General features: G+C 62.8%; 26 protein-coding genes. 19 read left to right on the top strand and 7 right to left on the bottom strand.

Annotated features, from left to right (window positions below; translation table 11 throughout):
* Positions 1 to 3: 3 nt before the first annotated feature.
* Positions 4 to 492, bottom strand: coding sequence for a TIR domain-containing protein (locus tag AEB_RS11645; protein WP_020819452.1), 489 nt, complete (start codon positions 490 to 492; stop codon positions 4 to 6).
* 203 nt (positions 493 to 695) lie between these two features.
* Between AEB_RS11645 and AEB_RS11640 the strand changes: the two genes are divergently transcribed.
* The 6 genes from AEB_RS11640 (at position 696) to AEB_RS11615 (ending at position 7,178) form a co-directional block, all read left to right on the top strand.
* Positions 696 to 1,838, top strand: coding sequence for a tyrosine-type recombinase/integrase (locus AEB_RS11640; RefSeq protein WP_048939388.1), 1,143 nt, complete (start codon positions 696 to 698; stop codon positions 1,836 to 1,838).
* Entirely contained in the window at positions 1,831 to 3,648 is a 1,818-nt protein-coding gene (locus tag AEB_RS11635; protein ID WP_048939389.1) for a site-specific integrase, read from the top strand. Before AEB_RS11640 ends, AEB_RS11635 begins: the two co-directional genes overlap by 8 nt.
* Positions 3,649 to 3,652: 4 nt before the next feature.
* Positions 3,653 to 5,455, top strand: a complete 1,803-nt coding sequence (locus AEB_RS11630; protein WP_048939390.1) for an integrase — start codon at positions 3,653 to 3,655, stop codon at positions 5,453 to 5,455.
* Positions 5,439 to 5,903: a hypothetical protein gene (locus AEB_RS11625; protein ID WP_048939391.1), complete on the top strand. Its 465-nt coding sequence runs from the start codon at positions 5,439 to 5,441 to the stop codon at positions 5,901 to 5,903. The genes AEB_RS11630 and AEB_RS11625 overlap by 17 nt, the downstream gene beginning before the upstream one ends.
* Positions 5,904 to 6,306: 403 nt before the next feature.
* Complete coding sequence (locus AEB_RS18570; RefSeq protein ID WP_331851740.1) at positions 6,307 to 6,612, top strand: hypothetical protein; 306 nt, start codon at positions 6,307 to 6,309, stop codon at positions 6,610 to 6,612.
* Between the two features lie 65 nt (positions 6,613 to 6,677).
* A complete protein-coding gene (locus AEB_RS11615; protein WP_119083335.1) occupies positions 6,678 to 7,178 on the top strand; it encodes a hypothetical protein in 501 nt (166 codons plus the stop codon).
* A gap of 87 nt (positions 7,179 to 7,265) precedes the next feature.
* Here AEB_RS11615 and AEB_RS11610 read toward each other — a convergent pair whose 3' ends face one another.
* Entirely contained in the window at positions 7,266 to 7,661 is a 396-nt protein-coding gene (locus tag AEB_RS11610; protein WP_066044496.1) for a hypothetical protein, read from the bottom strand.
* A 143-nt stretch (positions 7,662 to 7,804) separates the two neighbouring features.
* On the opposite strand from AEB_RS11610, the gene AEB_RS11605 reads away from it, so the two are divergent.
* The gene (locus AEB_RS11605) at positions 7,805 to 8,008 is read left to right on the top strand and encodes a DUF5818 domain-containing protein (protein ID WP_030539268.1); all 204 of its coding nucleotides are present in this window, start codon (positions 7,805 to 7,807) and stop codon (positions 8,006 to 8,008) included.
* A gap of 133 nt (positions 8,009 to 8,141) precedes the next feature.
* Here the strand turns inward: AEB_RS11605 and AEB_RS11600 are convergent, their stop codons facing one another.
* A complete protein-coding gene (locus AEB_RS11600; protein WP_066044494.1) occupies positions 8,142 to 8,360 on the bottom strand; it encodes a hypothetical protein in 219 nt (72 codons plus the stop codon).
* A gap of 168 nt (positions 8,361 to 8,528) precedes the next feature.
* Here AEB_RS11600 and AEB_RS11595 point away from each other — a divergent pair, with 168 nt between their 5' ends.
* From AEB_RS11595 to AEB_RS11570, 6 genes are all read left to right on the top strand, one after another.
* Positions 8,529 to 8,792: a helix-turn-helix domain-containing protein gene (locus tag AEB_RS11595; protein WP_030539266.1), complete on the top strand. Its 264-nt coding sequence runs from the start codon at positions 8,529 to 8,531 to the stop codon at positions 8,790 to 8,792.
* A gap of 21 nt (positions 8,793 to 8,813) precedes the next feature.
* Positions 8,814 to 9,122: an alkylphosphonate utilization protein gene (locus AEB_RS11590; protein WP_066044489.1), complete on the top strand. Its 309-nt coding sequence runs from the start codon at positions 8,814 to 8,816 to the stop codon at positions 9,120 to 9,122.
* The gene (locus tag AEB_RS11585) at positions 9,122 to 9,424 is read left to right on the top strand and encodes a DUF167 domain-containing protein (protein WP_066044486.1); all 303 of its coding nucleotides are present in this window, start codon (positions 9,122 to 9,124) and stop codon (positions 9,422 to 9,424) included. The genes AEB_RS11590 and AEB_RS11585 overlap by 1 nt, the downstream gene beginning before the upstream one ends.
* A 7-nt stretch (positions 9,425 to 9,431) precedes the next feature.
* Entirely contained in the window at positions 9,432 to 10,169 is a 738-nt protein-coding gene (locus AEB_RS11580) for a YoaK family protein (RefSeq protein ID WP_119083334.1), read from the top strand.
* A 69-nt stretch (positions 10,170 to 10,238) separates the two neighbouring features.
* On the top strand, positions 10,239 to 11,753 hold the full coding sequence (locus AEB_RS11575; protein ID WP_119083333.1) for a hypothetical protein: 1,515 nt from the start codon (positions 10,239 to 10,241) through the stop codon (positions 11,751 to 11,753).
* Positions 11,750 to 14,098 (top strand): hypothetical protein, encoded by a 2,349-nt coding sequence (locus tag AEB_RS11570; protein WP_066044481.1) that lies wholly within the window; start codon positions 11,750 to 11,752, stop codon positions 14,096 to 14,098. The genes AEB_RS11575 and AEB_RS11570 overlap by 4 nt, the downstream gene beginning before the upstream one ends.
* Here AEB_RS11570 and AEB_RS11565 read toward each other — a convergent pair.
* Complete coding sequence (locus tag AEB_RS11565) at positions 14,036 to 15,106, bottom strand: hypothetical protein (RefSeq protein ID WP_066044479.1); 1,071 nt, start codon at positions 15,104 to 15,106, stop codon at positions 14,036 to 14,038. The genes AEB_RS11570 and AEB_RS11565 overlap by 63 nt on opposite strands.
* Complete coding sequence (locus AEB_RS11560) at positions 15,103 to 15,357, bottom strand: hypothetical protein (RefSeq protein ID WP_066044476.1); 255 nt, start codon at positions 15,355 to 15,357, stop codon at positions 15,103 to 15,105. The genes AEB_RS11565 and AEB_RS11560 overlap by 4 nt, the downstream gene beginning before the upstream one ends.
* A gap of 223 nt (positions 15,358 to 15,580) precedes the next feature.
* Between AEB_RS11560 and AEB_RS11555 the strand changes: the two genes are divergently transcribed.
* Complete coding sequence (locus tag AEB_RS11555; protein ID WP_119083332.1) at positions 15,581 to 17,521, top strand: TonB-dependent receptor plug domain-containing protein; 1,941 nt, start codon at positions 15,581 to 15,583, stop codon at positions 17,519 to 17,521.
* A gap of 9 nt (positions 17,522 to 17,530) precedes the next feature.
* Positions 17,531 to 17,947 carry a MerR family transcriptional regulator gene (locus AEB_RS11550; protein WP_066044606.1) on the top strand — a complete coding sequence of 139 codons (417 nt, stop codon included), beginning with the start codon at positions 17,531 to 17,533 and terminating at the stop codon, positions 17,945 to 17,947.
* Between the two features lie 54 nt (positions 17,948 to 18,001).
* On the opposite strand, the gene AEB_RS11545 is transcribed toward AEB_RS11550, so the two are convergent.
* The gene (locus AEB_RS11545) at positions 18,002 to 18,673 is read right to left on the bottom strand and encodes a hypothetical protein (protein ID WP_119083331.1); all 672 of its coding nucleotides are present in this window, start codon (positions 18,671 to 18,673) and stop codon (positions 18,002 to 18,004) included.
* A gap of 132 nt (positions 18,674 to 18,805) precedes the next feature.
* Here AEB_RS11545 and AEB_RS11540 point away from each other — a divergent pair, with 132 nt between their 5' ends.
* From AEB_RS11540 to AEB_RS11525, 4 genes are all read left to right on the top strand, one after another.
* Positions 18,806 to 19,345: a hypothetical protein gene (locus AEB_RS11540; RefSeq protein ID WP_231726406.1), complete on the top strand. Its 540-nt coding sequence runs from the start codon at positions 18,806 to 18,808 to the stop codon at positions 19,343 to 19,345.
* A complete protein-coding gene (locus AEB_RS11535) occupies positions 19,342 to 20,247 on the top strand; it encodes a DUF4238 domain-containing protein (protein WP_066044467.1) in 906 nt (301 codons plus the stop codon). The genes AEB_RS11540 and AEB_RS11535 overlap by 4 nt, the downstream gene beginning before the upstream one ends.
* Before the next feature lie 815 nt (positions 20,248 to 21,062).
* A complete protein-coding gene (locus tag AEB_RS11530) occupies positions 21,063 to 21,554 on the top strand; it encodes a DUF736 domain-containing protein (protein ID WP_030539255.1) in 492 nt (163 codons plus the stop codon).
* 81 nt (positions 21,555 to 21,635) lie between these two features.
* Complete coding sequence (locus tag AEB_RS11525) at positions 21,636 to 22,649, top strand: DUF2493 domain-containing protein (RefSeq protein WP_119083330.1); 1,014 nt, start codon at positions 21,636 to 21,638, stop codon at positions 22,647 to 22,649.
* A 149-nt stretch (positions 22,650 to 22,798) separates the two neighbouring features.
* Here AEB_RS11525 and AEB_RS11520 read toward each other — a convergent pair whose 3' ends face one another.
* A complete protein-coding gene (locus AEB_RS11520) occupies positions 22,799 to 23,125 on the bottom strand; it encodes a hypothetical protein (RefSeq protein ID WP_119083329.1) in 327 nt (108 codons plus the stop codon).
* Positions 23,126 to 23,265: the final 140 nt, after the last annotated feature.

The raw sequence follows: 23,265 nt of genomic DNA, 5'->3' as shown, positions 1-23,265 counted from the left end.
GTGTCAGCGACCGGCCGCTTTTGCCGCAGTTTCGATCCAAGCCGGCATGTTGGCATAGCCGTTATCCCGGACCCAATCATATGTCCCGTATAGGTTCGACAGCGGAATATCTCGGCCATTCTGCTTTATTGTAAAATAACTGAGAGGGTTGGTCCCCTGTCGATCAGTTCCAAGTTGCGGATCTTTTACGCTATGGATGTCGATGGCCAATAGGCCTTTCCCAAGCTCGTAACTTCTCTTGATCTCGTGCCGGACCCATTCGCGATCATACGTCTCTGCGCCGAACAGCACCACAGTCACGGACGTGCCTTTGAGCTGCTCTTCGATCCATTTTTCTATGCCGCCCGCGCGTCTTTTTGCCTCTTCGAACTCTGCCTTGTCATAGAAAGGCTGCGCTTCGCCACCTGGACGAACCACCCAGGAATTGCGGACTTGCACGACCCGTCGAACGTCACGGTCATAGTGAAAGCTAAAGAATACCCGACGCGCCACCGCTTCCCCCCTCGATCATCGTCCACTCATATCAAGGCGGACGCCAGGTGTCAGCAGGCGCGGTGAGTGCTTGGGGTAGGCTGGTCGAAGCGACACCCTTCGGCATGGCGAGGAAAGCGCCCATTCCATCGAAATGCGTCGGCCAAATCGAGCATGTTGCGCTACTTTCGAAATCGCACCTGTGCGGGCGAGGGAGATGGCCCGTGGTATCAGTGATTCGGGCTGCCTCTGGCGTGCCCAATGTCCCCGCTGGCTTCCCGATTCTGTTCGACGCCGACATGGCGATCATCGAGCCGGCCTTCGTCTGGCTCATGGAGCATGCAGAGCTAAGCGGCCGTGCCCACGCCTCCGAAACCGTGCGGACCTACGGCGAGCATCTCCACGACTGGTTCGACTCGCTCGAACAATCGGGGATCGAATGGCGCGAAGCCGACGAACGCGTCATCGCCGCCTATCGCAACCGGATGCTGGAGAATCCCAGCACGCATACCGGGCGGCCCTATGCCCGGACCACGATCAATGCGCGTGTCTCGACCGTCTGCCGCTTCTATGGCTGGGCGCTCGATAAGGGGCTGATCGACCACTGCCCGTTCCGGTTGACCGAGAAGATGACGCTGATGCTCGACGGCGCCTATCGCCCAGGCTTGCAGCGGCGCCAGGTCAATGAGCTGATCGTCTCACGCCCGGAAAAACTGCCGCGACCGCTGCGTGCCGACGAACTGGCACGGCTGTTCGCGCATCTGAGGCCTACCGCCCGACTTGCCGCGCAATGGGCGCTTGGGGCGGGTCTGCGTCGCAAGGAGCTTTGCGCGCTCGCCCTCGACCAGATCCCGGATAGCTGGCCACTCTACCTCGACAGCGATCCACTTGTCGGCGTGCCGCTCCATATCACCAAGGGCGACCGGCCAAGGACGGTCTATCCGCCGCTTCGGCTGCTTGATCATACACACTGGTATGCGGGCGAGGATCGCGCCCGGATCGTCCGCGGTATCCGCCGTTCCGACCGGGGCTATCGCGCGCCGCCTAATCTCCTGCTGAACGAGCATGGCCGCGCCATGACGCGAAAACTCCTGACGGCGCAGCTCGCGGAAGCGTTCGCGGCCGCGGGACTTCAGGGCACGCTGCACTGGCTGCGGCACACCTTCGCGATGGCGATGCTGGCCCGCCTTCAGATCCAGGCCCGCACCAATCCCGATCTCAACCCGCTCAAGGTCGTGCAGGTGCTGCTCGGCCATGCTTCGATCACAACCACCGCGATTTATCTGCGCTGCGTCGAGCTGCACGAGCGCGACCTGAGCGAAAGCCTCGCCTATCTTTATGGCGAGCTGATCCCCGCCGATGGCTAGGGGCCGCCTCGATCGCACGCTGAGACTCGATCCGGCACCGGCGAACCATCCGGCGGAGGTCGTCGAGATCCAGTTCCGCGACGAATGGGGCAAGATCGTCCAACGCTTCGACCCGGCGCTGTTCGGGTTGCCGGACGATATCAGCGCCGCCATCGCCCGGGCTTTCCGCGATCATGATATGGCATCCAGCGTCGCGACCCGCACCGCGCGCTGGTTCGCGATGCGCGTGTTCGGTAGGTTCCTGCGCGAAGACGCGCGTGTCAGGCGCGCGGCAGACCTCGACACGGCAACGATCCGCCGGTTCATCACCTGGCTGGCGATGCCCACTGACGGGCGCAGGCGTGGCGTCCGCTCACAATCCGGTCAGTTCGGTATGATCCGGCCCGTCCTCAAGCGCGCGATCGCGGACAATCCAGGCTTGTTCGCACCGGGCTTCGCCGTTCCCAACAATCCGATCCCGCTCGCCGGCGTCCAGCGGTTACCGCAAGACCGGCTGACACCAGCCGCAATGCGCGCCCTGCTGGCAGTCTGCTATGCCGAGATCGACACGGCATGGGCCAAGTTCCAGCACGGGCAAACCATCGTCAATCTTCCGAACGTGCCGCTCCATAGTGGGCGGACCGCCGAACGGGATCGCTGGATCTGGAAGCTCCATCGCCGCGGCCACGGCATCATGCCGATCGACCGAGGCTTGGACCTTAACAAGCCCGATCGGCAGAGGATCGCCGAGGTAGGCGGGTTCCGCGAGCTCGAGGGTTATCTCCACCTCACGACCGACACGCTGGTTGCGTTCTATATCGTGCTGCTGATCCAGACGGCGGCCAACGCCGGTCCGCTGCGCCAGATCAAGCGGGACTGCCTCGTGCCGCATCCGCTCGAGCGGCATCGCGTCATGGTCGAGTGGGTGAAACCTCGTGCCGGCGGCAAGGTGAAGCGCATGCAACGGCGCTCGTTCGACAATCGCCGACCCTATGCGGCGCCGCGCCTGATCGAAAAGCTCCTTGCGATGACGGCGCCCCTATTACCGCATGTGGAGCCGTCCAAACGCGACCGGCTGTTCCTCCACCGCTTCCTCATGACGACAGGACGCCTCGAGCGCGAGCATCACGCCGGTCATATCGTGCAGGCCACGTTGCGATCGGCAATGTTGCGCTTCTACGAACGGCATAATGGCGCGATCGCCTCCTGGAACGATGCGCATCCGGGCAAGTCCCGTTCCTTGCTTCCCGACTTCTCGCCCAAGCTGTTCCGCAGCAGCATGGCAAGCGCCCACTACACAGCGTCGCAGGGCGATATCATGGCGGCCAAGGCGGTCCTCAATCATGCGAATGTCGCCACCACCGACATCTATGTCGATGGCGAGGCCGTCCGCCGCCTCGAACGCGATACGATCGCTCGGCTCCAGTCGCTGATGATCACATGGGTCACCGGCGAGACGCCCGCCCATGACTCGCAACATCAAGGGCCGGATACCAGCGCGCGGGTGACGGCGCTGTTCGGCCACGACTGCCTTCGACCGGTCGACGGCGGGCAGGCACAGCCTGGCCGCGTGTGCCCGAAACTGGGAGGCTGCCTTGCCTGTCCAGGCCTAATCGTCCCGATCGACCCGGGTCATCTGGCGCGCATTGTCCAGGCCACCATGCATCTTGAAGCGGCGCGGGAACGCATCGACCCGATCCGGTTCAGCCTCTTCTATGCCCCCAGCCTTCGGGCGCTGACACAAGACCTGCTGCCGGCGTTCCCGCCCGAAATGATGCCGGACGCGGAACGGCACATACCCGCCTTGCCGCCGCTGCCGGACCTGGAATAGCCTCATGGCCTCCGTCCCGACATCCACGCCTACCCAACTTCCGGCGCCATTGCTCGGAAACGAAGGCGTCCCCGCCGCCACGACGTTCAACTGGGGCTTCGAAATGCCGGACGGGAGCCGGTTCACGGACGATCAGTGGACGCCGCTCCGGCACGCCGCCGAACTGTTCCTGTTCTCGCTGCGGGCCGATCCGCCCGAAGGGCGGATGCCACTTCGCAAGGAAACGGTCGATGGTCACTTCAGCCACATCCGCTTCCTCGTTCGATGGATGGCAGCCGAGAACGTCCGATGCTTCAAGGATCTCGATCAAGACGCCGTCGACCGGTTCGTGGCCATGTTGCGCGCCCGTCCCGGCAGGAACGCTTCACGGCTCTCCCTCAGCACCGCCGAAGGCTATCTCGGCACGATCCGCACGTTCCACATGCAGCGCGACAAGCTGGACGACGCGCCGCTGATGGCGCCGCCTCGCGCCGGTTCGGTTGGGAAGCGGCACTGGAAACCTTATGGCGGCCATCCCTATACGCCCGACGAGATCGCCGTGCCTCTCATCAGCGGCGCTATGGAACTGCTCGGTGACCCAGCGGACCAGATACTCGCGCTGCGCGATCGCCTCGAAGATCTGTATGAGAAGTTTCGACAACAGCATCAGGGGCGAAGGCTCCACTGGCATATCAGACGCGCCATGTTGGCTGAGCCATGCCCCCACGCGGATCTGTATCCGAATCCGGAATGGCCGCTGCGCCGCCTGACGTTCATGCTCGATCGCCTTGGCGACGCCTGCTTCGTCGTCATCGCCTATCTCGTTGGCGCGAGAGCCTCCGAAATACTCAGGCTTGAGGAGGGTTGCCTCGAACGGCGCGCGGCCGACGGAGACGGCGAGGAACACGTCTATCTGGTCGGCACGATCACGAAGACGTCGCTGACGGAACATGGGGACGTCCATCGCTGGCTCGCGCCCGAGCCGGTCCAGCGGGCGATCCACATCCTCGAACGTCTCTCCGCTCCGCTTCGCGAACTTAGCGGGAAGAGGAACCTCTGGCTCCACCAGCTCGGCCGGGGACGCTCGCCGCTTCCGACGATGATGCCCGTCGCTCGACTGCGATCACCCATGGTCAATATCCGCTTGAACGAACGACTTGCGCCGTTCCTTGCCTTGCCGGAACACCAAGGCGGAACCTGGCACCTGACCACCTATCAGGGTCGCAAGACGTTCTCACGGTTCATCGGGCGGCGCGACCGCACCGGCCTGACGGCGCTGCAACGCCATCTCGGCCATGTCCACCGCGCGATGACCGACCGGGCCTATGTGGGCACCGACTTCGAGCTTGCCCAGCTGATCGACGACCAAGCCGCCGAAGAAACCCGCAAGGCGCTGGAAGACCTGCTCCTGGCGCCGAACGTCGCCGGGAAGGCGGGCGTCATGCTCTCCGAGCGATCGCCGTTCCGCGGGCGCACGCTATCGAGCGACGTCGATGGATATATCACCGAGATCCTCGCCGGCACGGATATGCGCCTCGGCGTATGCGACTGGGGCTACTGCCTCTACCGCCGGGAGACCTCCGCTTGCCTCGGCGGCGAGCGCGAGCCGAACCCGGTGCTTCGCACACAAAGCACCTGCTCGACTTGCGCCAACTTCGCCGTGACCGACCGGCATAGGCCGGTCTGGGAAGCGCGGCTTGAACGAAACACCGCATTGATCCAGCGCGATGACCTCGATCGCGAGAGCCGAGCACTTGCCGAAGCCCGCATCCAGGAATCTCGCCGTATCCTCGACCAGCTCGACGAAGGAAATGCCGGTGACGTCTGAATCTGACCTATCCACCCCGCAGGCCCGTCGCCGGGCGAACACCAATGCACGTCTGCGCGAAGCCCTTGGCGTCCTTGCCAAAGACCCGTCCGCCGCGCCAACGGTCGCCGCTCTTGCACGAGCAGCCGGGGTCGGCCGCAACATCATCTATACGCACCATGCCGACGTTCTTGACGCCCTGCGCGAGCTTCAATCGCAACGTGAGGGCGCCACTGAAATGGCCGCCGGCGATGCCGATCGCACACGCTCTGCTCTTCGGCACGTGGAAGCCAAGAACATCGCCCTCGCAACACATAATGCCAGCCTGCTGAAGCGCGCCCTCGAGGCCGAACAGCGCGCGGAGCGCCTTGAACGCCGCAACGCGCAACTCGTGCAGGAACTCGATCGGATACGCCTGCCCGTCCCTATCCGCATCAACGCCGAAGCGCCCGATCCCTCCACTGCCTGAAGGCGGTCACGCCCTAATCGGGCGTCTTGGAAGGGGAGGAGGACTGGGGATGTCGGAAATGCGGGCTTTGCGCAGCCAATACGACAGGTCGATGCAGACCTAATGCTCGCAGAAATGGAAAATACAGCCGCAAGATCGATGGGTTAATTCATGGGGGCCGGCGCGGAAAATATGGGCCGAAGGCGGCAAGGTTGTCAAGCTCATCGGCTATGACAGCTCGCCCGCCGATAGCCGCCGCTATGCCCATCGCGAAGGCCATATCAGCGACCTGTACGACTATCATTATCCGCTGCGCGCCTGGGGTTGGGATCGAGACGCCTGCATCGCGCGGATCCGTGCCGAAGGCCTGCCCGTACCGATCAAATCGGCTTGCTGGCTTTGTCTCGCACAGAAAACGGGCGAGTTGATCACCCTTCCGGGCTGGTGCCTCCGCCTGATCATATTGGTGGAGGCTCGCGCCGCTTCGCGTCTTGTGACGGTCGAGGGTCTCTGGCGCAAGTCGACGCGTGAGCGCCCCGGCTCGATGACCCACTTCATCCGTGAACGCGCTCTGCTGCCTGCTTCCGAAATAGACGCGATCATTGCCGGCGCACCGGTTGATCTGATCGACTTCCAACGGGTCGCGGCCCAGATCCCACTCGCCGAACGACCGACGATGCGGGACTGGATCGATCGGTTCAATGCGGGTGTCGAACGGCTCGCGGCATGACGATACCGTCAATCTGTCTGCGACTGTTGTTGACTGCCAAACGGCTTCACCGAAAAACTCTCTTCATGCGACTTATCGATGACCTGGCCGCCACGAGGCTCTATTATCACCGGCCACTTCCGACATTGCCGGATATCCTGCTGATCGACATCCCACCTCGCTTTTCGGGCGGAGGTCTGGCACTCGGCCGCTACTACCCCGTGATCCTCGAAAGCCTCGCAGAAATGCACGAATTCGAGGCATTTCTGTGCGAGCCGCGGATGACCCCGGTAGCGCCCGCTCTTCTCGACCGGCGCCCGTCTGCCTTGCGCACCCGTGACATCATCTTCGCTCGCTATGAGCCTCAGATACCGAACTGGCCCTGGCTGCTCATCTGCTTCTGGCCACAATCCTACACCGCCATGGTGCTGCCTTCCGCCGACACCTTCGCGCGGGGCAGCTATACCATCGATGCCTATTCCACCGAGGAAGAACTCACAGACGCTGAGCTTAAGCTTCTCGCTACGCTCGGACCCGAGCAAGCGCGCATCGTTCGCTCGGTGGCAACCCGCCTGGGAAATGCCTGAAAGTCACGCATCAGGCCATGCCAATGCACGCACGCATGTCGAAGATGAAGGGCGGCAAAAGGCTTGATTGTACCGAAGATGGCCGCGTCAGTGGCGATAACCGAGCTCGGCCGCGATTGGCCGCGCCATATCTGCCCGCCGCTTCATCAAATCGGCAAGCCAGGTCAGATGCGCGGCTGCGTCCGCCAACGGCAGTTGGCAAACTTCATCGAACAGCTCATGCTGATAGGCAAGGTCGCGATCCAGAATATCACGCAGCCGAACACGGGCAGGGCTGTCCTCCGCCTCGATGCCCGCATTCGCCTCTCGGGCAGCATCGAGAAACGCCTCGGCCATCTCCTGGGCCTCGTAATAGCCGCCATCCAGACCCTCGCTCGCCGCGAGGCTCGCCAGCCGACGGCGAACCAGTGGCAGATCAGGATCGACCGCCGCATCGTCCAGCGGCAAGTTATAATCATAGCTGGCGAGATAATCGCGGATCATGGCGTGGCTCCTCAGCGTGCCTGAGAACATAAAATGAACAAGATTGCAAGTCTGAACACGCTTATGCCATGCGGAGGCAATGTCTGTTCTGTCTTTTTCATCCCGCTCGCCCCGGACAGTCTCCATCCCGGAGGCAATCGCCCATGACTGACAGCAAGGCGCCGCTGCGATTGCACGGGATACTGCGCCTCAACGAGCGTGGCCCTTTTCTGGAGGTCGAGGAGGGGCCTCTCTGGCGCCTTCAGACAGACGCGGATCTTCGGACGCATCAGGATCGACGGGTTCGGGTCGAGGCCTGGCAGCGCGGAGCAAGCATCCTCGAATTGCTGTGGATCGGTCCGGCCTGATGGCCGGATGGTCCGGTAAGGGGGGAACTATGCCTCAAATCAGCCCGAGCCTGTAACCGCCTCTGAAATCGCTCGCTGACGGTAAGCGAGCAGGGCAGCGCCGGGTTCGTTCGCGCGATATGAACAGGCCTCCTTACCCGCCGCCTCTCTGCCGAAACGTCGGCTGGTCACCGGCCAAGAAGAGATCCTGCTCCCATCTCTCAAGCTCGGCAGCATTGAGCGCCTCCAGCCGGCAAAGTCGGTCGACCTCCTCCTGCGCAAGCGCCTGCCGCGCGCTTGCCTCCCGGACGAAATCCTTCAGCATCATATTCTGGAGGAGGAAAAAGCCCCTGATCCGCTTGCCCGTCTTCATCGCACCATGATGCGCCGAGCGCCGCCGAATCGGTCGATCCGCCTCATTGCGATGTGCATCACGAGATCACGTCTGCCATATTCCAAATTTCCGGTTGGCTTGGGTATAACATATGGACAGTGATGGTGTAAGATTGAAATATGATGTCTTATACGTCATAAGCGCAGCATGATCACCTCACAGCAGATGCGCGCGGCGCGAGCCTTGCTCGGCATCGACCAGAAGCGACTGGCGGAACTGGCAAACGTATCGCTTCCCACGATCCAGCGGATGGAAGCGTCGGACGGCCAGGTGCGGGGCGTCGTGGAAACGCTGGTCAAGGTCGTCACAGCGCTTGAACGCGCAGGTGTCGAGCTGATCGGCGAGAATGCGACCAGCCAGACCGGCGGACGCGGTGTGCGCTTGCGCCAGGCTGTCGCCGGCCAACAGTGACTGACCAAGGGACAAGGACAGATGACCGATAGCAACGAAGATTATGTCTATGATGAGGAAAGCGGCGAGTGGTTGCCAGCTTCCCAACTTGCCCAGCGCCAGCACGCCGCCGTTCAGCCAGAAGTCCGGGATGCTGTCGGCAACCTTCTCGCCGACGGCGATCAGGTGACACTCATCAAGGATCTGGACGTCAAAGGCGCTGGTCAGACGCTCAAGCGCGGAACGCTCATCAAGGCGATCCGCCTGACCGGTGACGCACAGGAAATCGATTGCAAGTTCGACGGCATCAAAGGCCTCGTGCTGCGCGCCGAGTTCGTTCGCAAGCGCTGATGGCGCGACGCCGGATCCCGATGCCCTCTGCGATCGAAATCCGCGCGCTGGCGGATCGCGAAGGACGTCTCGTGCTCCGCGCCACGCCAAATGCTTCGGCCGACGCAATCCTTCTGCCATCGCAAGCCGGGGGCCTGGAACTTCTTGTGCGCACAACGGCCACAGCCGAGGGCGGCAAGGCCAATGAAGCGATCCTGCGCCTTCTCGCCCACGCCCTGGGCCAGCCCGTCTCTTCGATCCAGATCGTTCGCGGCGAGACAGGCCGCACCAAAGTCGTGCGCATCGGGCAGCCGCGCGGATGATCGCGGAATGCTGATCCGCCAGGGCGACGCACGCGACAGTCGGCTGGACCGCAAGCTTGCCTTCGCGCTGGCGTGGGTGGCGGGCGGACTCAATGCGGCGGCGTTTCACGAGGTCGGCTTTTTCTCCGCCAACATGACCGGAAATGTGTCCGCCCTCTCCAGCCTGCTCGCGATGGGACAATGGGGGCATGCTCTTGGCTATCTCGCCATAGTCCTGTCCTTCATCATCGGCTCCATGGTTTCGACGCTCGCGATCGGCTCAGGCCTGCGGCGCGGGATCGGCACCATCTACGCCCGCGTGATCCTGGCCGAAGCCGCTCTTCTTGCCGCGCTCGGCCTTACGCGGATGGCCCTCGATCGCTCCGCAGGGGTGCCGATGCTGATCATCGGCCTCGCTTTCCTCATGGGGCAGCAGAACGCCATCGTTACCGATATTTCGAACGCGCGGGTGCGCACCACCCATGTATCGGGCATGGCCACTGACATCGGCATCGGACTCGCCAGGATGCTCGATATCCTTCGCGGTAAGGCTGGCCCCGCGGATCGCGGGGAAATTACAACCCGATTGAGCCTTCACACGGGTACCGTGCTGTCCTTCCTGCTCGGCGGAGTCGCGGGGGTACTGGCGTGGCGCATCGTCGGCGACCTCTGTTTCGTGATCGCAGGCCTGGTTCTCGCAGCCATCGCGGCAACCTCGATACGACGTGCCGGCCAGACCGTCCCGCAAAATGATCCGCTCGATTGATCACCATTACTTCATTCCTCATTACTATGGCGAAATGAGGCCGCCGGCCCGAACAGTCACCGAGGGCCGATGAACCTGCTGCCACAATGGACCGAAAAAGCCGAAAAACGCGGGCTCGACCCGCTCGGCATGCAGAATAGCGGCGTGCTGCTCTATCAGTCACTGCTCCCGGGCATCAGCAACGTCACGCTGCGCATGCGCTACTATGGCTATTATTGCTGGGTGAGCGAAACCTATGCCCGCCGGGGCGCGACCAGCGACTTCGAAGCCTGGCGCATCTGGGTGCGCCGCGCCGAGGCACTCTACGCCCTCGTGTCAGCACGGACGGGTGAAACCGGCGTCGGCGGTATCGAATGGGCCAATCGCCGCCTCGCGACCTCGGGACGCGTGATCGACTTTGAAGCCGCCGCCTCGACCGATCCCGCCCAGGAACGCTATCTTCGCCAGTCGCTCGGGGTCTTCGGCGGCGCCTATTACAGCCAGATGGCCGAAATGAACCTCTTCACCGAGAACCGCCACGGCATCCAGGTCGTCACCAAGGATCTCGGCCGTCGCGCGGCCTCCCTGTTTGCCGACGCCATCGGACCGGACCTCGCCAGACTCCTGCGACAGAAGATCGTCGACGCCAAGGTAAGCCTTCGCGAACTCGACCGGCTTCAACCCATCGCACCTTCGCAGATCGCGGAAGAAAGCGAGGAGCGGACTTTCTACGAAACACTGCTCTTCGCCCGGTCCGATGACGCGAGCAAGTCAGGGCCGAGCCGCGCGGCATCGCTCGACCTCATCCTCGAAACCGCCTTCACGCAAGAGGAGTGGCCAAGCCCCGAACAGGTCCGCTGGCATCTTTTCGATCCACCCGAGCCGGCCCTTCCGTCCAGCCTCGAAACCCAGCGGCTCGCCTGGGAAGCCTATCAATGCCAGGACATGATGCAGGTAGCATGCGCCGCACTGCTCGCGTGGGGCATAGCGATCATCAACGCCGAGGCTCAAGGCAAGTCGCTTACTGAGATCCGCGCTGATATCCTCACCCATCTGGAAACGCTGGATGAGCCCCATCCAGACCTGAGTTGGCGCGCGCTGCGACTCGGCCTCGATCCACGTACCTTCGAATTTGCCGAGATGTGGGACGAACTCACCGGCGCACGCGGCGCCGCTGCCGACAAGGCCGTCAGCGCATGCCTGCTGATTGCTGCGCTTCATCAGCGTCTCCTCGGCCGTCCCGATCTGGCTGCCGCCGCCGCGCAAGGTCTGCCCGATCGCGGGATGGCCCATTCGCTACGGACAGAAATATCATGGCTCGAAGGCAGGGAAGAGGAGAGCATCGCCACGCTCATCGCAGACTATATAATCGAGCGCATCATCAGGCGGCATAGCCATGTCGCCATGCAGAAACTGCGGCGACAGGGCGATTATACCTTCCTGTTCGAGCAGCAAGAGGGGCGTTTCGTCTATCTTGCTGCCTACCAGCCGGTCGCCACCACACCGCGGCTGGCATCCGCAATCCAGTTTCTCGCCGACATCCATCTTCTCGACGACAATGGCCTGACGGCGCTCGGTCTGGCAGCGCGGGATACCGGCCGATGAAGCTCCCCGATCGTCTGGGTCGCCGCAGCGGCCGCCCTTTCCATAGTGCAATCGCCACCAGCTTTGCTCTGGAGTTCACTGCGGTCGAGGAAATCATGCTGCCGCAGCTCATGGCCAGTGGCGCCACGAACCTCCTCCTTCTGACCGACGCGCGCATGACCGCGCTCGCGCTTTCGGAAGGCTCAGCCCTTCCTGCCGCCCTTGGTCGCGACTATGCGCTCTACAGCCCGCCTGCCGCCAACGGCATTTTCCACCCGAAAATCATCCTGCAAATTGGTCGCGAAAGCGCCCGGGCGATCGTCAGTTCCGCAAACCTTACCGCATCGGGCCTTGCCGGCAACGCCGAGGTCGCGATCGAGATCGAATGCAAGAACATGGACAGCCTCGAGCGGGACATCATTCGCTCTATCTGGCGCTATCTCGACGCACTCGTACCCGCCGCCAGTTCTCCAGCGCGCGACGCGCTGCGATGGACGCAAGAACGTGCGACCTGGCTCGGCGGGGCACCAGGAGATGCGGTGCACGAACTGGACGGGACCGGCATCGCTTTCCTCCATGGGCCCGGCGACACGGGAATCGCAGACCGGTTCGTGTCACTGATCCAGGGCGCGAAGGTCCAGAGTCTGACGGTAATCAGTCCCTATTGGGACCATGATCTCGCTGCGCTGGCCGATCTCTCGCAGCGCCTCTCCCCGACCCGGATCATCCTGCCGATCGACCGCAACCATCATGAATTTCCGGTCGATGCACGCTTTGCCAGAAAGGCGACGATCGTCGATCTTCAGTGGTCATCCCGGCGCTTCACGCACGCCAAGATCATCATCGCCTCGACCGCTGATCACGACCATATCCTCTTCGGCAGCGCCAACTGTACCAGTGCCGCCCTCGGATCAGCCGGGATGCCAGGCGCCAATGCCGAAGCCTGCATCTATCGCAGGCTTCCCGCCGGTGCAGCGGGGCAAGCGTTGGGCCTCGAACGCTGGACCGATGCCGCGCCAATCAAGCTCTCTGACCTGTCACCACCGATCGTGACATCCCCGATCCCGCTCGATACCATCGAAGCCCGACAGCCCGGCATCTTCGAACTCGACCAGGGCCAGCTCATCTGGACAGCCGCGAAAGCGGATGTGGCAGATGGAGACATCCAACTGCTCGACCGGTCTGCGCGCCTGATCGGGACGATCCCGGTGCGATCCTTCGTCCAGATCGATAACCGGCGGCGCGCACCGGTAGAGCCCGCATTGCACAAGTCCCTGTGCTTCGCGCGCCTGGCCACCGGCGATATCGTCTCGACCCTCGCGCACATCACGCATCGCGAGATATTGCGCGCCCGACGTCGGGAGGTAGCGACCGGCAGCGTGGCCCGGGCGCTCGCGCCCTTCACCGATGGCGCTGATTTCGATCTCTGGATGCATCAGGCATTTGAGACCCTTGTGCGCGCGGATTTCGAGGCCGTGACCCAGCCGCGCGCCCTGTCGCCCGCCCGGACGCAGGAACGCAAAAGCGTGGACGAGCCGGCAGCGCCCGTTCCATTAAGCTATGAGGAGTTCACCCAGTCACGCTCCGGCGCCGGCCGTTCGGGCGGCGAGGGCGATAACAGTCTTGCCGGCACATATAGCGACACGATTCGCGACTTCCTCAATCTGCTCTCCGGCCGCGGCCCTCAAGCAGATCAATCCGCCGAAGACGACACAGCTTTCGATGACCTCTCGGACGAAAAGGCCGACACCGACCGTGAGGATGACCCCACCGATGAAGCCGTTGAACATCGCGAAACTGACAAGCCATCGCTCGCGCCCACCCCGGTCGACGCCCGGCTCTATGAGCGGCATATTCTTGGCTATACCGAAGGACTTGAGGCCGACGAGGAGGCGCTCGGTTCCAGCGACGTGTTGCGGCTGCGCTACTGGGTCCTGTTCCTCCTCTACAAGGCCCGATGCCCTGATCTGCCGAAGGGCCTGAATACATCCAGCGCCCTCCTTGGCTGGCCACGCTTCGTCGTGCGCGTCCTTGTCGCCTTTTTCTGCGGCGCGAATCCCGCAATACGGCGCGTCATGCTCGCACGCGCTTTCGAGGCCATGCCGGTCGATTTCATGGAATGCTGGATCACCATATTATGGAGTCTGGAGGCGATCGAGACGCTGTTGGCGAACCAGCGCAAGGACCGCGAGTTCCTGAAATATATTCCCGAGCTGCGCCGCCGCGTGATTTCCCTTCTCGGTCTGAGATCCGACGAACTGAATGGCGATATCGCCGCCGCCATTCGCGCAGGACTCGACCAGTCAATCGGGATCAGACTCGGCCTTGATCCGATCGCTGTTCGGCTCGATGTGCCCCAGCCATAAAGGGAGCCGGCTGTTCTTGAAGTCCCAAGCCCCAAGCGGCGCAAACCATTCGGGCACCGCCTCGCCATGGAGCTGGATCACCTGATCGCCGTCGACCGTCTGCGCGGCATAATAGCGGCTGAAAATCCGGCTGGCCCAGCCGATCCCGTCAAAGCCCTGGTCCGATGGCTCCTCAGGCTGCGCCACGAACTCGACACCTCCGATCTCGCCACCATCCATCCGTGCGATTGGCTCGCCCACGGTCCAATCCCCGAACAGGAAGAGAATCTGCGCCAGCCTGCGATCACGAGGATCGCTGAGTTCTGTGTCCCCGCTGTACATGCGCGCCGCGCCGATCATGAACTCCGCCAACCCCTCCGGGCTCAACTTTCTTGGCATTTTCCGGTCGGCGTCGAGCACCAGACGGAGCGGTGGCCGCGTCATGATGATCACCTCGCCGAGCCTGCCGAACTCATTCGCCATCACCGCCTCCTGCATAGTCACGCGCAGGCCGCCATCAGGGCGGCGAAAAGGCTCCGGAGGAATGATCGTCCAGATATTCCAGAGCGACCAGAAGATCGCCAGCTTGAGCGGCGTGCCGACCATGTCGGCATAGGACTGTAGCGAGTCGAGGTAAGCCGCCGACATGGTGGTGCGCTGCCTGAACGGCTTCTGGCTACGGACATTCTTGACCTCGACCAGCCATTGCTCGCCATCGTCGAGAACAACCCGGAAATCCGGAGCACGCGATACCGCGCTGCCATGAACACGGCCGATGTCCTCGGTCTTCAGCATCCGATAGCGCCCAAGCGTCAGAACCGTCGCTTCGAACAGCCGTTCGGTCCGCGAGCCATGGATCAGGGTTGCATCAGACAGCGCCGTTTCCAGCCTCGGTCGGGCATCGGCCATGAACCTGTCGATCAGCGTCGGATCGTTGAGGGCGATTCCTTCACGCTGCGCGAAGGCCGCCAGCGACGCCAGCAGATCGAACGCCTTTGGCTGGGGGTGCTCGGGGTTTGCCTTGTTCATGGCATGTTCCCGATCGAGCTTCGTGTCTTGACATTGGGCGGGGTCATATAGTGCCGGAATCCAGCCCGGTCCTCGTCGCTTGGGTTGTCCGCCTCAGGGCAAAACCGGATCGTCTCGGCAATGTCGCGACGAGAGACATAGCCGATGATCGAGCCGCCATTGCTCATCTCATAACCTATCGCGCCGGTGCGACGATTGGAAAGGGCCAACCCCGGAGCAAATGCGATATCTCGTTCGAACATATCATGCATGCCGTCACGCGCTCCCATCCGGCAATAATGTCTCCGTTTGAATTTCCGCTCGCGATCCACCCAGACCAATCAGGCTCACGGCGTGAGGGCAAAAGATCGACGGCGCGCAGAATGCTTGACCCTGTAGCTACTACAGGCCGTATCGACCGACAACGCGTCGCCGGACTCTCATGGTGGCCGGGTCAAAGGGGTTCAGGTGGAACGGTCGAAACATTCTGGATCGATGATCGCGATCGCGACCTTGTTGGCCTTCACAGTAGCTCGACCTGCCGTAGCGCAAGAGAGGACCGAGATCGGCGACAACTCGAATGGCGAAGAGATCGTCGTGCAGGCCACCCGCTCGGGAAGCAGCGCCGACAAGGAGCCGATCCGTGTGGAAGTGCTCGACCGAGAGGAAATCGAGGAAAAGCTGATGATGACGCCTGGCAATATCGCCATGCTCGTCAGCGAGACACCAGGAATCAGGACGCAGATCACCTCACCGTCGCTCGGATCGGCTGACATCCGCATGCAGGGCCTGAAGGGACGCTATACGCAGCTTCTCGCAGACGGCCTGCCGCTCTATGGTGGGCAGCTCCCAGCCGTCGGCCTGCTCCAGATTCCGCCCACCGACCTGGGACAGGTCGAGATCATCAAGGGTGCCGCCTCTGCGCTCTATGGCCCGTCTGCGCTTGGCGGCGTCATCAACCTCGTGTCACGTCGGTCGTCCGCCGTCCCCGAAGCCGACATCTTGCTCAACGCGACAAGCCTCGGCGGACAGGATGCGACGATCTACGCCACGACGCCGGTCGGCGACGGCTGGAACGTGTCCCTGACCGGAGGATATAGCCGACAGGATCGTCAGGATCTGAACCACGACGGTTGGGCGGATATTCCGGGCTACGATCGATGGACGATCCGCCCGCGCCTGTTCTGGACCGGCGCGAGCGGCGCGAAGATCATGCTGACCGTTGGCGGCATGACCGAGCAACGCGAGGGGGGGACTTTACCCGGAGACTTCGCGCCCGGCGGGCAGCCTTTCCCGCAGACGCTCGACAGCAAGCGCCTGGACGGTGGCATAGTGGCGGACATTCCGCTTGCACCCGGCACCCTGCACATCCGTGCGTCGGGCATGACGCAGAATGACGATCATCGTTACGGCACGACCATTGAGGACGATCACCGCCGGAGCTTCTTTGCCGAGACATCCTACACGACCAAATCTGGCCCGACCTCGTGGCTCGCCGGTGCCGCTTTCCAGGCGGACTTGTTCCGATCGCCTCAGTTTTCCAGCTTCAACTACAGCTACACCGCGCCAGCGCTGTTCGGACAAGTCGAGCAGATTCTGATGGACCGTCTTACGCTCGCGAGCAGCCTGCGATGGGACGCGCACAGCGAATACGGGTCTCGAATCAGCCCACGCCTCTCCTTGCTCTATCATCCCGAACGCTGGACGATTCGAGCCTCGCTCGGTCGGGGCTTCTATGCACCCACGCCCTTCGTCGAGGAGATCGAGGAGGCAGGCCTGTCCCGGCTCAAACCCTTGGGCCGGCTCAAGGCCGAGACCGCCAACACCGCGTCGGTGGATGTCGGCTTCAAGGCGGGGTCGATCCAAGCCAATTTCACTCTATTCGGTTCGAACATCAGTCATGCCGTCCAGCTCGTTGACGATGGCGTCGATCGTGTGAAACTCGCCAATGCGAATGGTCTAACCCGCACGCGCGGCGCCGAACTGCTGCTCCGCTATCGTTGGCAGGACTTCTCCATCACTGGCAGCTACGTCTATGTGGATGCAACCGAGCCGGACCCCAATGGTCCTAACCGCAGGCTGGTGCCACTTACGCCCCGCCACTCTGGCGGTCTCGTTGGTACCTGGGAGAAAGAAGGCAAGGGCAAGATCGGGCTGGAGGCCTATTATACCGGGCGCCAGTCTCTTGAGAACAATCCCTATCGGTCTCACGGCAAGCCCTACTTCCAGATCGGCGCGATGGCCGAATTGATCCTCGGCAGGATCAGCCTGTTCATCAATGCGGAGGATCTGCTCGACATTCGCCAGACAAAATATGATCCGCTGCTGCTTCCCGGGCGAGCCCCTGATGGAGCATGGACCGTCGATGCCTGGGCACCGCTGGAAGGGCGTGTGGTCAACGGCGGGATCCGCGTGCATTTTGGCGGGCACGATTGAGGGATGGATATGGCGCATAGCATCGGTGAACTCGGCAGGCTGACCGCCACCAAGGTGGAGACCATACGCTATTATGAGCGGATCGGCCTGCTGCCGCCGCCGTCGCGGACCGCCGGCAACTATCGTGCTTATGGTGAAGCCGAGCTTGGCCGGCTCTCGTTTATCCGCCGCTCGCGTGATCTCGGCTTTTCACTCGATCAGGTCCGCGAGCTGCTGAAGCTCGCCGACGATCGCAGTCAGGATTGCGCCAGCGTTGATCGAATCGCGGGCGAGCACCTTGGCGAAGTCGATCGCAAGCTGGCCGACCTCTCCGCACTCCGCCGCGAATTGAAGGCCCTGCTTGATTCCTGCGAAGGCGGGACAATCGGCGAATGTCGGATCATCGAAACGCTCGGGCCGCGTAATCGAACGTCCGCTTCGCTGTAGACGCTGACCTTAGGCGGCTGAGCGGAAATATCTCCGTCTCTGCCACCAGCGCGGTCAGGCTGGAGCCGCGCGATCGCCAAAATCCGAACTGAGACACTGCCCATAAGGCGGGTTCGTCACCGCCAGGGGAAGGGGATCGGCCAAGCCCCAGAACCTCGTGGTCGCCCGTATATAGCGCTCAAGGTCCGCTTGCCGGATACGCACATGTTCGCTTGCCACTGGCGTCCCGGGGAGGAGATCATGATAGTCGACAGCCTCCTCATCCCAGAGGTGCGGGGCGAGCGCGCGCAGCCTTTCGCAGGATCGCCCCTCTCCATGACGCACGACATTGGCAACCACGAACATCTCCGTCAGAGCCTCTCCAAGAGGCTCAAGCATAAGGTCGATACCGGCGCGCTCGGCACAGCCGGCGAGCAGCGCTTCAAAGCCGTTGAGCTTGCCCATATCGGAACCCCCAGCATCCTGTATCGCGCGCGCCCAGCGGCTCATTTGTCGCTCGAACAAACCGGCGAGGGTAAGGACAAACGCCTTCGCCGACTCATTGGCAGTATAATTGTCGACCTGCGCCGCCGCCCGATCGAGAAACTGATCAAGGCTATCGGCCTCCCCGGTCTCAAGCTCCGCATGGGACGGCAGCTTGTCCATGACGGGCAAGATCACGCGATCGAAGAACCGCCCGAGATTGGCCTGAAAGATCCTGGGTAACTGCTCCGCCGTCGACATCATCACAACCCTCTTGCGCGCTTCCTCGCGCGCCCCAAAAGGTGAAGCTTTCTCCCATAGTTGCAAGTCATCATAGCCTCGCCGTGGTGACGACGATGCGATAGAGGTGCGTGCAATCAGACACAGGGGGAATGCGTGAAGAGTGCCAAAGGCGATGCCCACCGGAAATCTTCGCGGAAGCCCTATAATGAGCGCACCGACCTTGAGAAACTCCAGTCCCAATGGACCAAATTGTCGGGGCTCCATGGGCGCGATGAACCATCCGCGGCGATCGTGCGCTGCGCCACGGCTGCGGAAATCGCCGCCAATTATGCGGTACGCACCGAGTGGGGCAAGAAGACCCAATTCGATGCAGCCATCGTCGACCAGTTCCTCCGTTGGGCAAATGGTCTCCCACTGAAGGTCGAGCGCCTGTTCGTACCCGTTTTCTTCGCGACCCCCCGGACAAGCCCAACCGCACGCGCCCTGATCAGCTCGGCGGGCAAGATCAACACCGTCCGCAACGCCGTCGTCCACCAAGGTTCCTTCAGCAACAAGGATGAGGCCGAGGCGGTAATCGCGGAGGCCAAGACCTTCATCAACATGATCGTCGGCCTCTCGATCGACGGCTTCGATATCGACGCGCAGGCCGCATCGGTCAGGGCTGGAACCCCCGCCGAGGGAACGCCAGAATGACCGCCGAGAGGCCCAAGCGGCATCATTATGTGCCGCAATTCTATCTCCGTCGCTTTGCCTGCCCGGACGACGCGAACAAGGTTCGCGTGGTCGAACGACATGGCGATATCCTCGCCATCGACCGCAAATCCATCGATCGCATCGGCTATGAGGACGCCATCCACGACTATGTCGCGGACGGGGTCGCAGGGTCGATCGAAGGTCCGATCAACCATATGATCGAGACGCCTTTCTCCAACAGTGCGACCTGGAGGAAGATCGTCGAGGGTGCCGGCACCAGTCTCGCCGAGACCGACAAGATACCGATCTATGGTTTCGCCCGTCACCTCCAACGTCGCAACCTTGAGACCTTGCGCTTCATCGAGGCTGAGTCCGCCCGCTTCGCGGATGGCGCGCTCGACGGCGACTTGAGCGAGGACGAGCAGGAGATGCACGCATGGATCGCTGCATCCGCCGACAATGCGCATGCCCTGTTTCGCGAGGGCGCGATGGACGCGACTATCCCCGAGGACGCCGACGCCATCAACGTGATGGTCTGCCATTCGCCGATCCCTTTGCGGACATCGACGAACCCCACGCTGATGATCTCGGCGCCGGGCCATCAATCCATCTTCGGCGCCTTCTTCAACGACCTGCGAACCTGGTGGCTCACGCTCGATCGATATTGTGGCGCCTTCATCATCGCCGGTGGCCCGCCGGGGTTCAGCAATTCCACCCTGCCGCCTGACGCCGCCCGCATGATCAACCAGCAATATCTGGTCCAGCATGGCAACAGCATGACGGTTCGCTACCTCCTCGCCAACGACCCCTATCTTGATGATGACCTTATGTGGGCCGGCTATGGCTTCGAGCGGTCCACGACCCATGGTGCCCGATGGCGCAGGCTCGGCACGGGGCGATGATCCGGCAACCACGATCCGGCGCATTGCACTAGGGCAAGCCTCCGGTTTGTCGCGGAAGCGGGGCATCTCGGGATTGCACTCCGAGCGATAGACGACAGGATAAGCGTCCCGAGGTCGGGCGGATGCCCGCTGAAGCGGGCACCGGGCTCTATCTCCGCTCCGCTCCGACCAAGCCCCCTTTGGGGTCTTGGCGGCTGACGCCGTAACGATCCCTTCCGCGGGGACGCCGGGCAGGGGAGGCATTCTTCCCGAGACGCCAGAATGCCCGGCACGACCATCGCAATGCAGGCTTCGCCTAAGGAATCGCGCTAGTCGCGCGATGCGGATCGTGGAGCCAGCAGACAAGCCATCACCCCCTTCGCCGCCCTCGCAGGATCCGTGCGTTGCAGGACGGGTTTCGTCCGCAAGAATTGCGTCGGGACAAAGCTACGCTAGGCGAAAAGGGGCCGGCGATGTTTGTCTGTTTTCAACAGAAGCGCCGGCCCCTTTTCGCCAAGCTTCGCTAGAGCCCCTCCCGTGCTTCTTGCGGACAAGAGCCCCGCCCTGCGCCTTCGGACCTGCGAAGGCGGCTCCGGGTGCGATGACTTGTCAGCCGGTCCACGCTCCCTTTCCATTCAAGCAGAACCGTCCGCTCACGCGGCCGGTGCGTCTTTGTGTCTGTTGGCCGCTGCGCGGCTGTTTCTTGCTCAGGCTCACCAGGTACGATGGATTTCTGTCAAGAAATCAATGACATGGAAGTAATGGAGGGGAGGGAGTAGGGTTCAGATGTGGCCGGGAAAGAGAAACGAGCCACAGCACAGAGAAAGGATGAAGTCATGAAGATCGGTAGCTTCAAGTTCGACGAGCGCGCCAGCGACATTATCGGCAAGATCGCCACCCGCGAAATGCGCTTTCCCTACCTTATCATGCGCCGCGTCGAGGATCGACAGAGCGACAGCGCTCCCGTCTATGAGATTTACGAGACGAACCGCGCTGGCGACGAAATCCAGATCGGCGTGGTCTGGGAACGCCGCATGAAGTCCAATGACGAGGTGTTCCTGTCCGGCATGGTGGACGATCCGAGCTTCCGCGAGCCGCTGCCCATCGCCCTTTTCGGGGACGAGACGAACGGCTTCGATGTCCAGTGGCGGCGCGAACGCGAGCGCGAGGCGCAAGGCGGCGGTTTCGGCGGGCGCAATGGCGGCGGTCAGCGGTCGGGCGGCTTCGGCGGACGGACCGGCGGCGGTTTCTCCGGCGGCAGCACCGCAGGACCGGACGGCGGATATACCGGCGGCGGACGCAGCCTTGACGATGAGGTGCCCTTCTAAGCGGCACTCAAGGCGGGCCGGGGGAGCGCTGGAACGCTTCCCCGGACCCTGAACCGTCACCCGACCAAAGGAACCCATCCCATGAGCAAGCCAACGGCCTTGCGCAGCGTTAGCAGCTTTGCCGACCTGCCGGAACTCTATGCCGAAACCATCGCCACGCCCGATTTCGTGGCATCCTTCGGCGACCCCTTGCCCCTCACCGTCATCGAGCCGGACGAGGAACCGGCCGAACATTTCATGCCCGATCCGCTCGCGGCACAGGCGGAATGCGGCGGCATCATCGCCGCCATCTTCGACCTGCTAGGCGATACCCGACTGGACCCACTTGCCCCGGAACTCGCATGGGGCTTCGTCAACAGCTTCCATTTCGTCGCAAACAAGCTGGAAGGGCGCGAGGACAGGCTGGCCGATACCATTCGCGATATGGCCCGCCGTCTGGAGCCGGGCGAGGTGTTCAACAAGGAACTGGAAGACACCCAGCTTGAATGCCAGTCGGTCGCGGAACAGCGCGCCGCCATGGAAGCCATGCGCGACTATGCGGCGGCAATGTATCGTGCCTATGCCGGTCGCCCATGGTCGCCCGCAAAGGGTTCGCGCGCGTCCCATGTCACCACCGCCAGCCAGATTTCGGCGCTCGACTTCCTGCGCGCAAGGTCCGAGCGTCGCCGCGACCGATACGACCCGCAAGGCCCCGTCGTCGTCGTTTCCGGCCCTTCCGACTGGCACGATTGGCGGATTATCTGGGGACGGCTCGACCAGATCAGAACGCGCATTCCTCACATGGTGCTTGTCACCACCGGGCAGCGCCTTGGGGTCGATGCAGCCGCCGCAGCATGGGCCGCACAGCGGGGCGTGGTCTGCATCGCGTTCGGCCTCTATGGGCGCGGCAACGGCAAAGCCTTCCGGCGCAATCGCAACATTGCCGAGCTTATGCCCGTCGAGGCGTTGCTATGCGAAGGGTCGGGCATCCAGTCCAGCCTCTATGACCTGTTCAACCCGGAGAAGGGCCACCGCGTCCCGACCCATGTTTTCATGAGGACCGATCAGGAACCCGATGTGCCGATCAAAAAGAAGCGCCGCGTCATAGCGGCCTGATCGCGAAGCCACCAAGAGAAGGGCCGGGGCGGGCAACCGCTCCCGGCCCCTTGTCGTGCCTTTGGCACGAGCGGGGGAAACCCGAACGGTTTTCCCCGCGCCGCTCCTTTTGCCGGGCATGCCGCCCGCCAACGTCGCTCCCCTTTCCGCTAAGGATGCACAGCCGTTGAGGCGTCATCACCGCCAGCCGGGGGAACAACCGCGCGCTTGCGAGCCGACCCCGCAGACGGTTCCGCCTGGACGCCTTGTGCCGTCAGCCCCTTGAGCGCGGCAATCGCCACGCCGCCGCCGACCCGAATCGCTTGGCTCAGCACGTCGCGAAATTCGCGCTCGGTTAAGCGTTCGACCGGCAGTTCCGTCGCCAGCTTTCCATAATGCGCGCGCAATTCACGCCGCACCGTCTCGGCTTCACGCGCGAGATTGTGCTGATCGGCCTCGATCTTCGCGAGCCGTTCGCGGTCAGTCATCTTGGGCATTCATAGACTCCTTGTTCAAGGAGGTCTGCCCGCCGCCCTCGACTATCTATCAAGGACCATCGCCATGCAATGCCTTCCCCGCACCGGGAGCACGATCGCTCCACAACAGGCCCCCGGAAGAGAAGCCCCCGGCCGACCCG

The organism is Altererythrobacter sp. B11, assembly GCF_003569745.1.
Taxonomy (GTDB): Bacteria; Pseudomonadota; Alphaproteobacteria; order Sphingomonadales; family Sphingomonadaceae; genus Croceibacterium_C.
The sequence above is the reverse complement of the archived record's forward strand: the minus strand, read 5'-3'. Positions and strand labels throughout refer to the sequence as shown.

Excerpts from the sequence above, each read along its gene's own strand:
- AEB_RS11610 (WP_066044496.1), bottom strand. The coding sequence starts at position 7,661 with ATGATCCGCGATTATCTCGCCAGCTATGATTATAACTTGCCGCTGGAC.
- AEB_RS11525 (WP_119083330.1), top strand. The coding sequence starts at position 21,636 with ATGAGCAAGCCAACGGCCTTGCGCAGCGTTAGCAGCTTTGCCGACCTG.
- AEB_RS11570 (WP_066044481.1), top strand. The coding sequence starts at position 11,750 with ATGAAGCTCCCCGATCGTCTGGGTCGCCGCAGCGGCCGCCCTTTCCAT.
- AEB_RS11535 (WP_066044467.1), top strand. The coding sequence starts at position 19,342 with ATGACCGCCGAGAGGCCCAAGCGGCATCATTATGTGCCGCAATTCTAT.
- AEB_RS11585 (WP_066044486.1), top strand. The coding sequence starts at position 9,122 with ATGGCGCGACGCCGGATCCCGATGCCCTCTGCGATCGAAATCCGCGCG.
- AEB_RS11600 (WP_066044494.1), bottom strand. The coding sequence starts at position 8,360 with ATGAAGACGGGCAAGCGGATCAGGGGCTTTTTCCTCCTCCAGAATATG.
- AEB_RS11580 (WP_119083334.1), top strand. The coding sequence starts at position 9,432 with ATGCTGATCCGCCAGGGCGACGCACGCGACAGTCGGCTGGACCGCAAG.
- AEB_RS11555 (WP_119083332.1), top strand. The coding sequence starts at position 15,581 with ATGATCGCGATCGCGACCTTGTTGGCCTTCACAGTAGCTCGACCTGCC.
- AEB_RS11595 (WP_030539266.1), top strand. The coding sequence starts at position 8,529 with ATGATCACCTCACAGCAGATGCGCGCGGCGCGAGCCTTGCTCGGCATC.
- AEB_RS11630 (WP_048939390.1), top strand. The coding sequence starts at position 3,653 with ATGGCCTCCGTCCCGACATCCACGCCTACCCAACTTCCGGCGCCATTG.
- AEB_RS11560 (WP_066044476.1), bottom strand. The coding sequence starts at position 15,357 with ATGCATGATATGTTCGAACGAGATATCGCATTTGCTCCGGGGTTGGCC.
- AEB_RS11565 (WP_066044479.1), bottom strand. The coding sequence starts at position 15,106 with ATGAACAAGGCAAACCCCGAGCACCCCCAGCCAAAGGCGTTCGATCTG.
- AEB_RS11605 (WP_030539268.1), top strand. The coding sequence starts at position 7,805 with ATGACTGACAGCAAGGCGCCGCTGCGATTGCACGGGATACTGCGCCTC.
- AEB_RS11575 (WP_119083333.1), top strand. The coding sequence starts at position 10,239 with ATGAACCTGCTGCCACAATGGACCGAAAAAGCCGAAAAACGCGGGCTC.
- AEB_RS11615 (WP_119083335.1), top strand. The coding sequence starts at position 6,678 with ATGCGACTTATCGATGACCTGGCCGCCACGAGGCTCTATTATCACCGG.
- AEB_RS11590 (WP_066044489.1), top strand. The coding sequence starts at position 8,814 with ATGACCGATAGCAACGAAGATTATGTCTATGATGAGGAAAGCGGCGAG.
- AEB_RS11625 (WP_048939391.1), top strand. The coding sequence starts at position 5,439 with ATGCCGGTGACGTCTGAATCTGACCTATCCACCCCGCAGGCCCGTCGC.
- AEB_RS11520 (WP_119083329.1), bottom strand. The coding sequence starts at position 23,125 with ATGCCCAAGATGACTGACCGCGAACGGCTCGCGAAGATCGAGGCCGAT.
- AEB_RS11635 (WP_048939389.1), top strand. The coding sequence starts at position 1,831 with ATGGCTAGGGGCCGCCTCGATCGCACGCTGAGACTCGATCCGGCACCG.
- AEB_RS11530 (WP_030539255.1), top strand. The coding sequence starts at position 21,063 with ATGAAGATCGGTAGCTTCAAGTTCGACGAGCGCGCCAGCGACATTATC.
- AEB_RS11550 (WP_066044606.1), top strand. The coding sequence starts at position 17,531 with ATGGCGCATAGCATCGGTGAACTCGGCAGGCTGACCGCCACCAAGGTG.
- AEB_RS11545 (WP_119083331.1), bottom strand. The coding sequence starts at position 18,673 with ATGATGTCGACGGCGGAGCAGTTACCCAGGATCTTTCAGGCCAATCTC.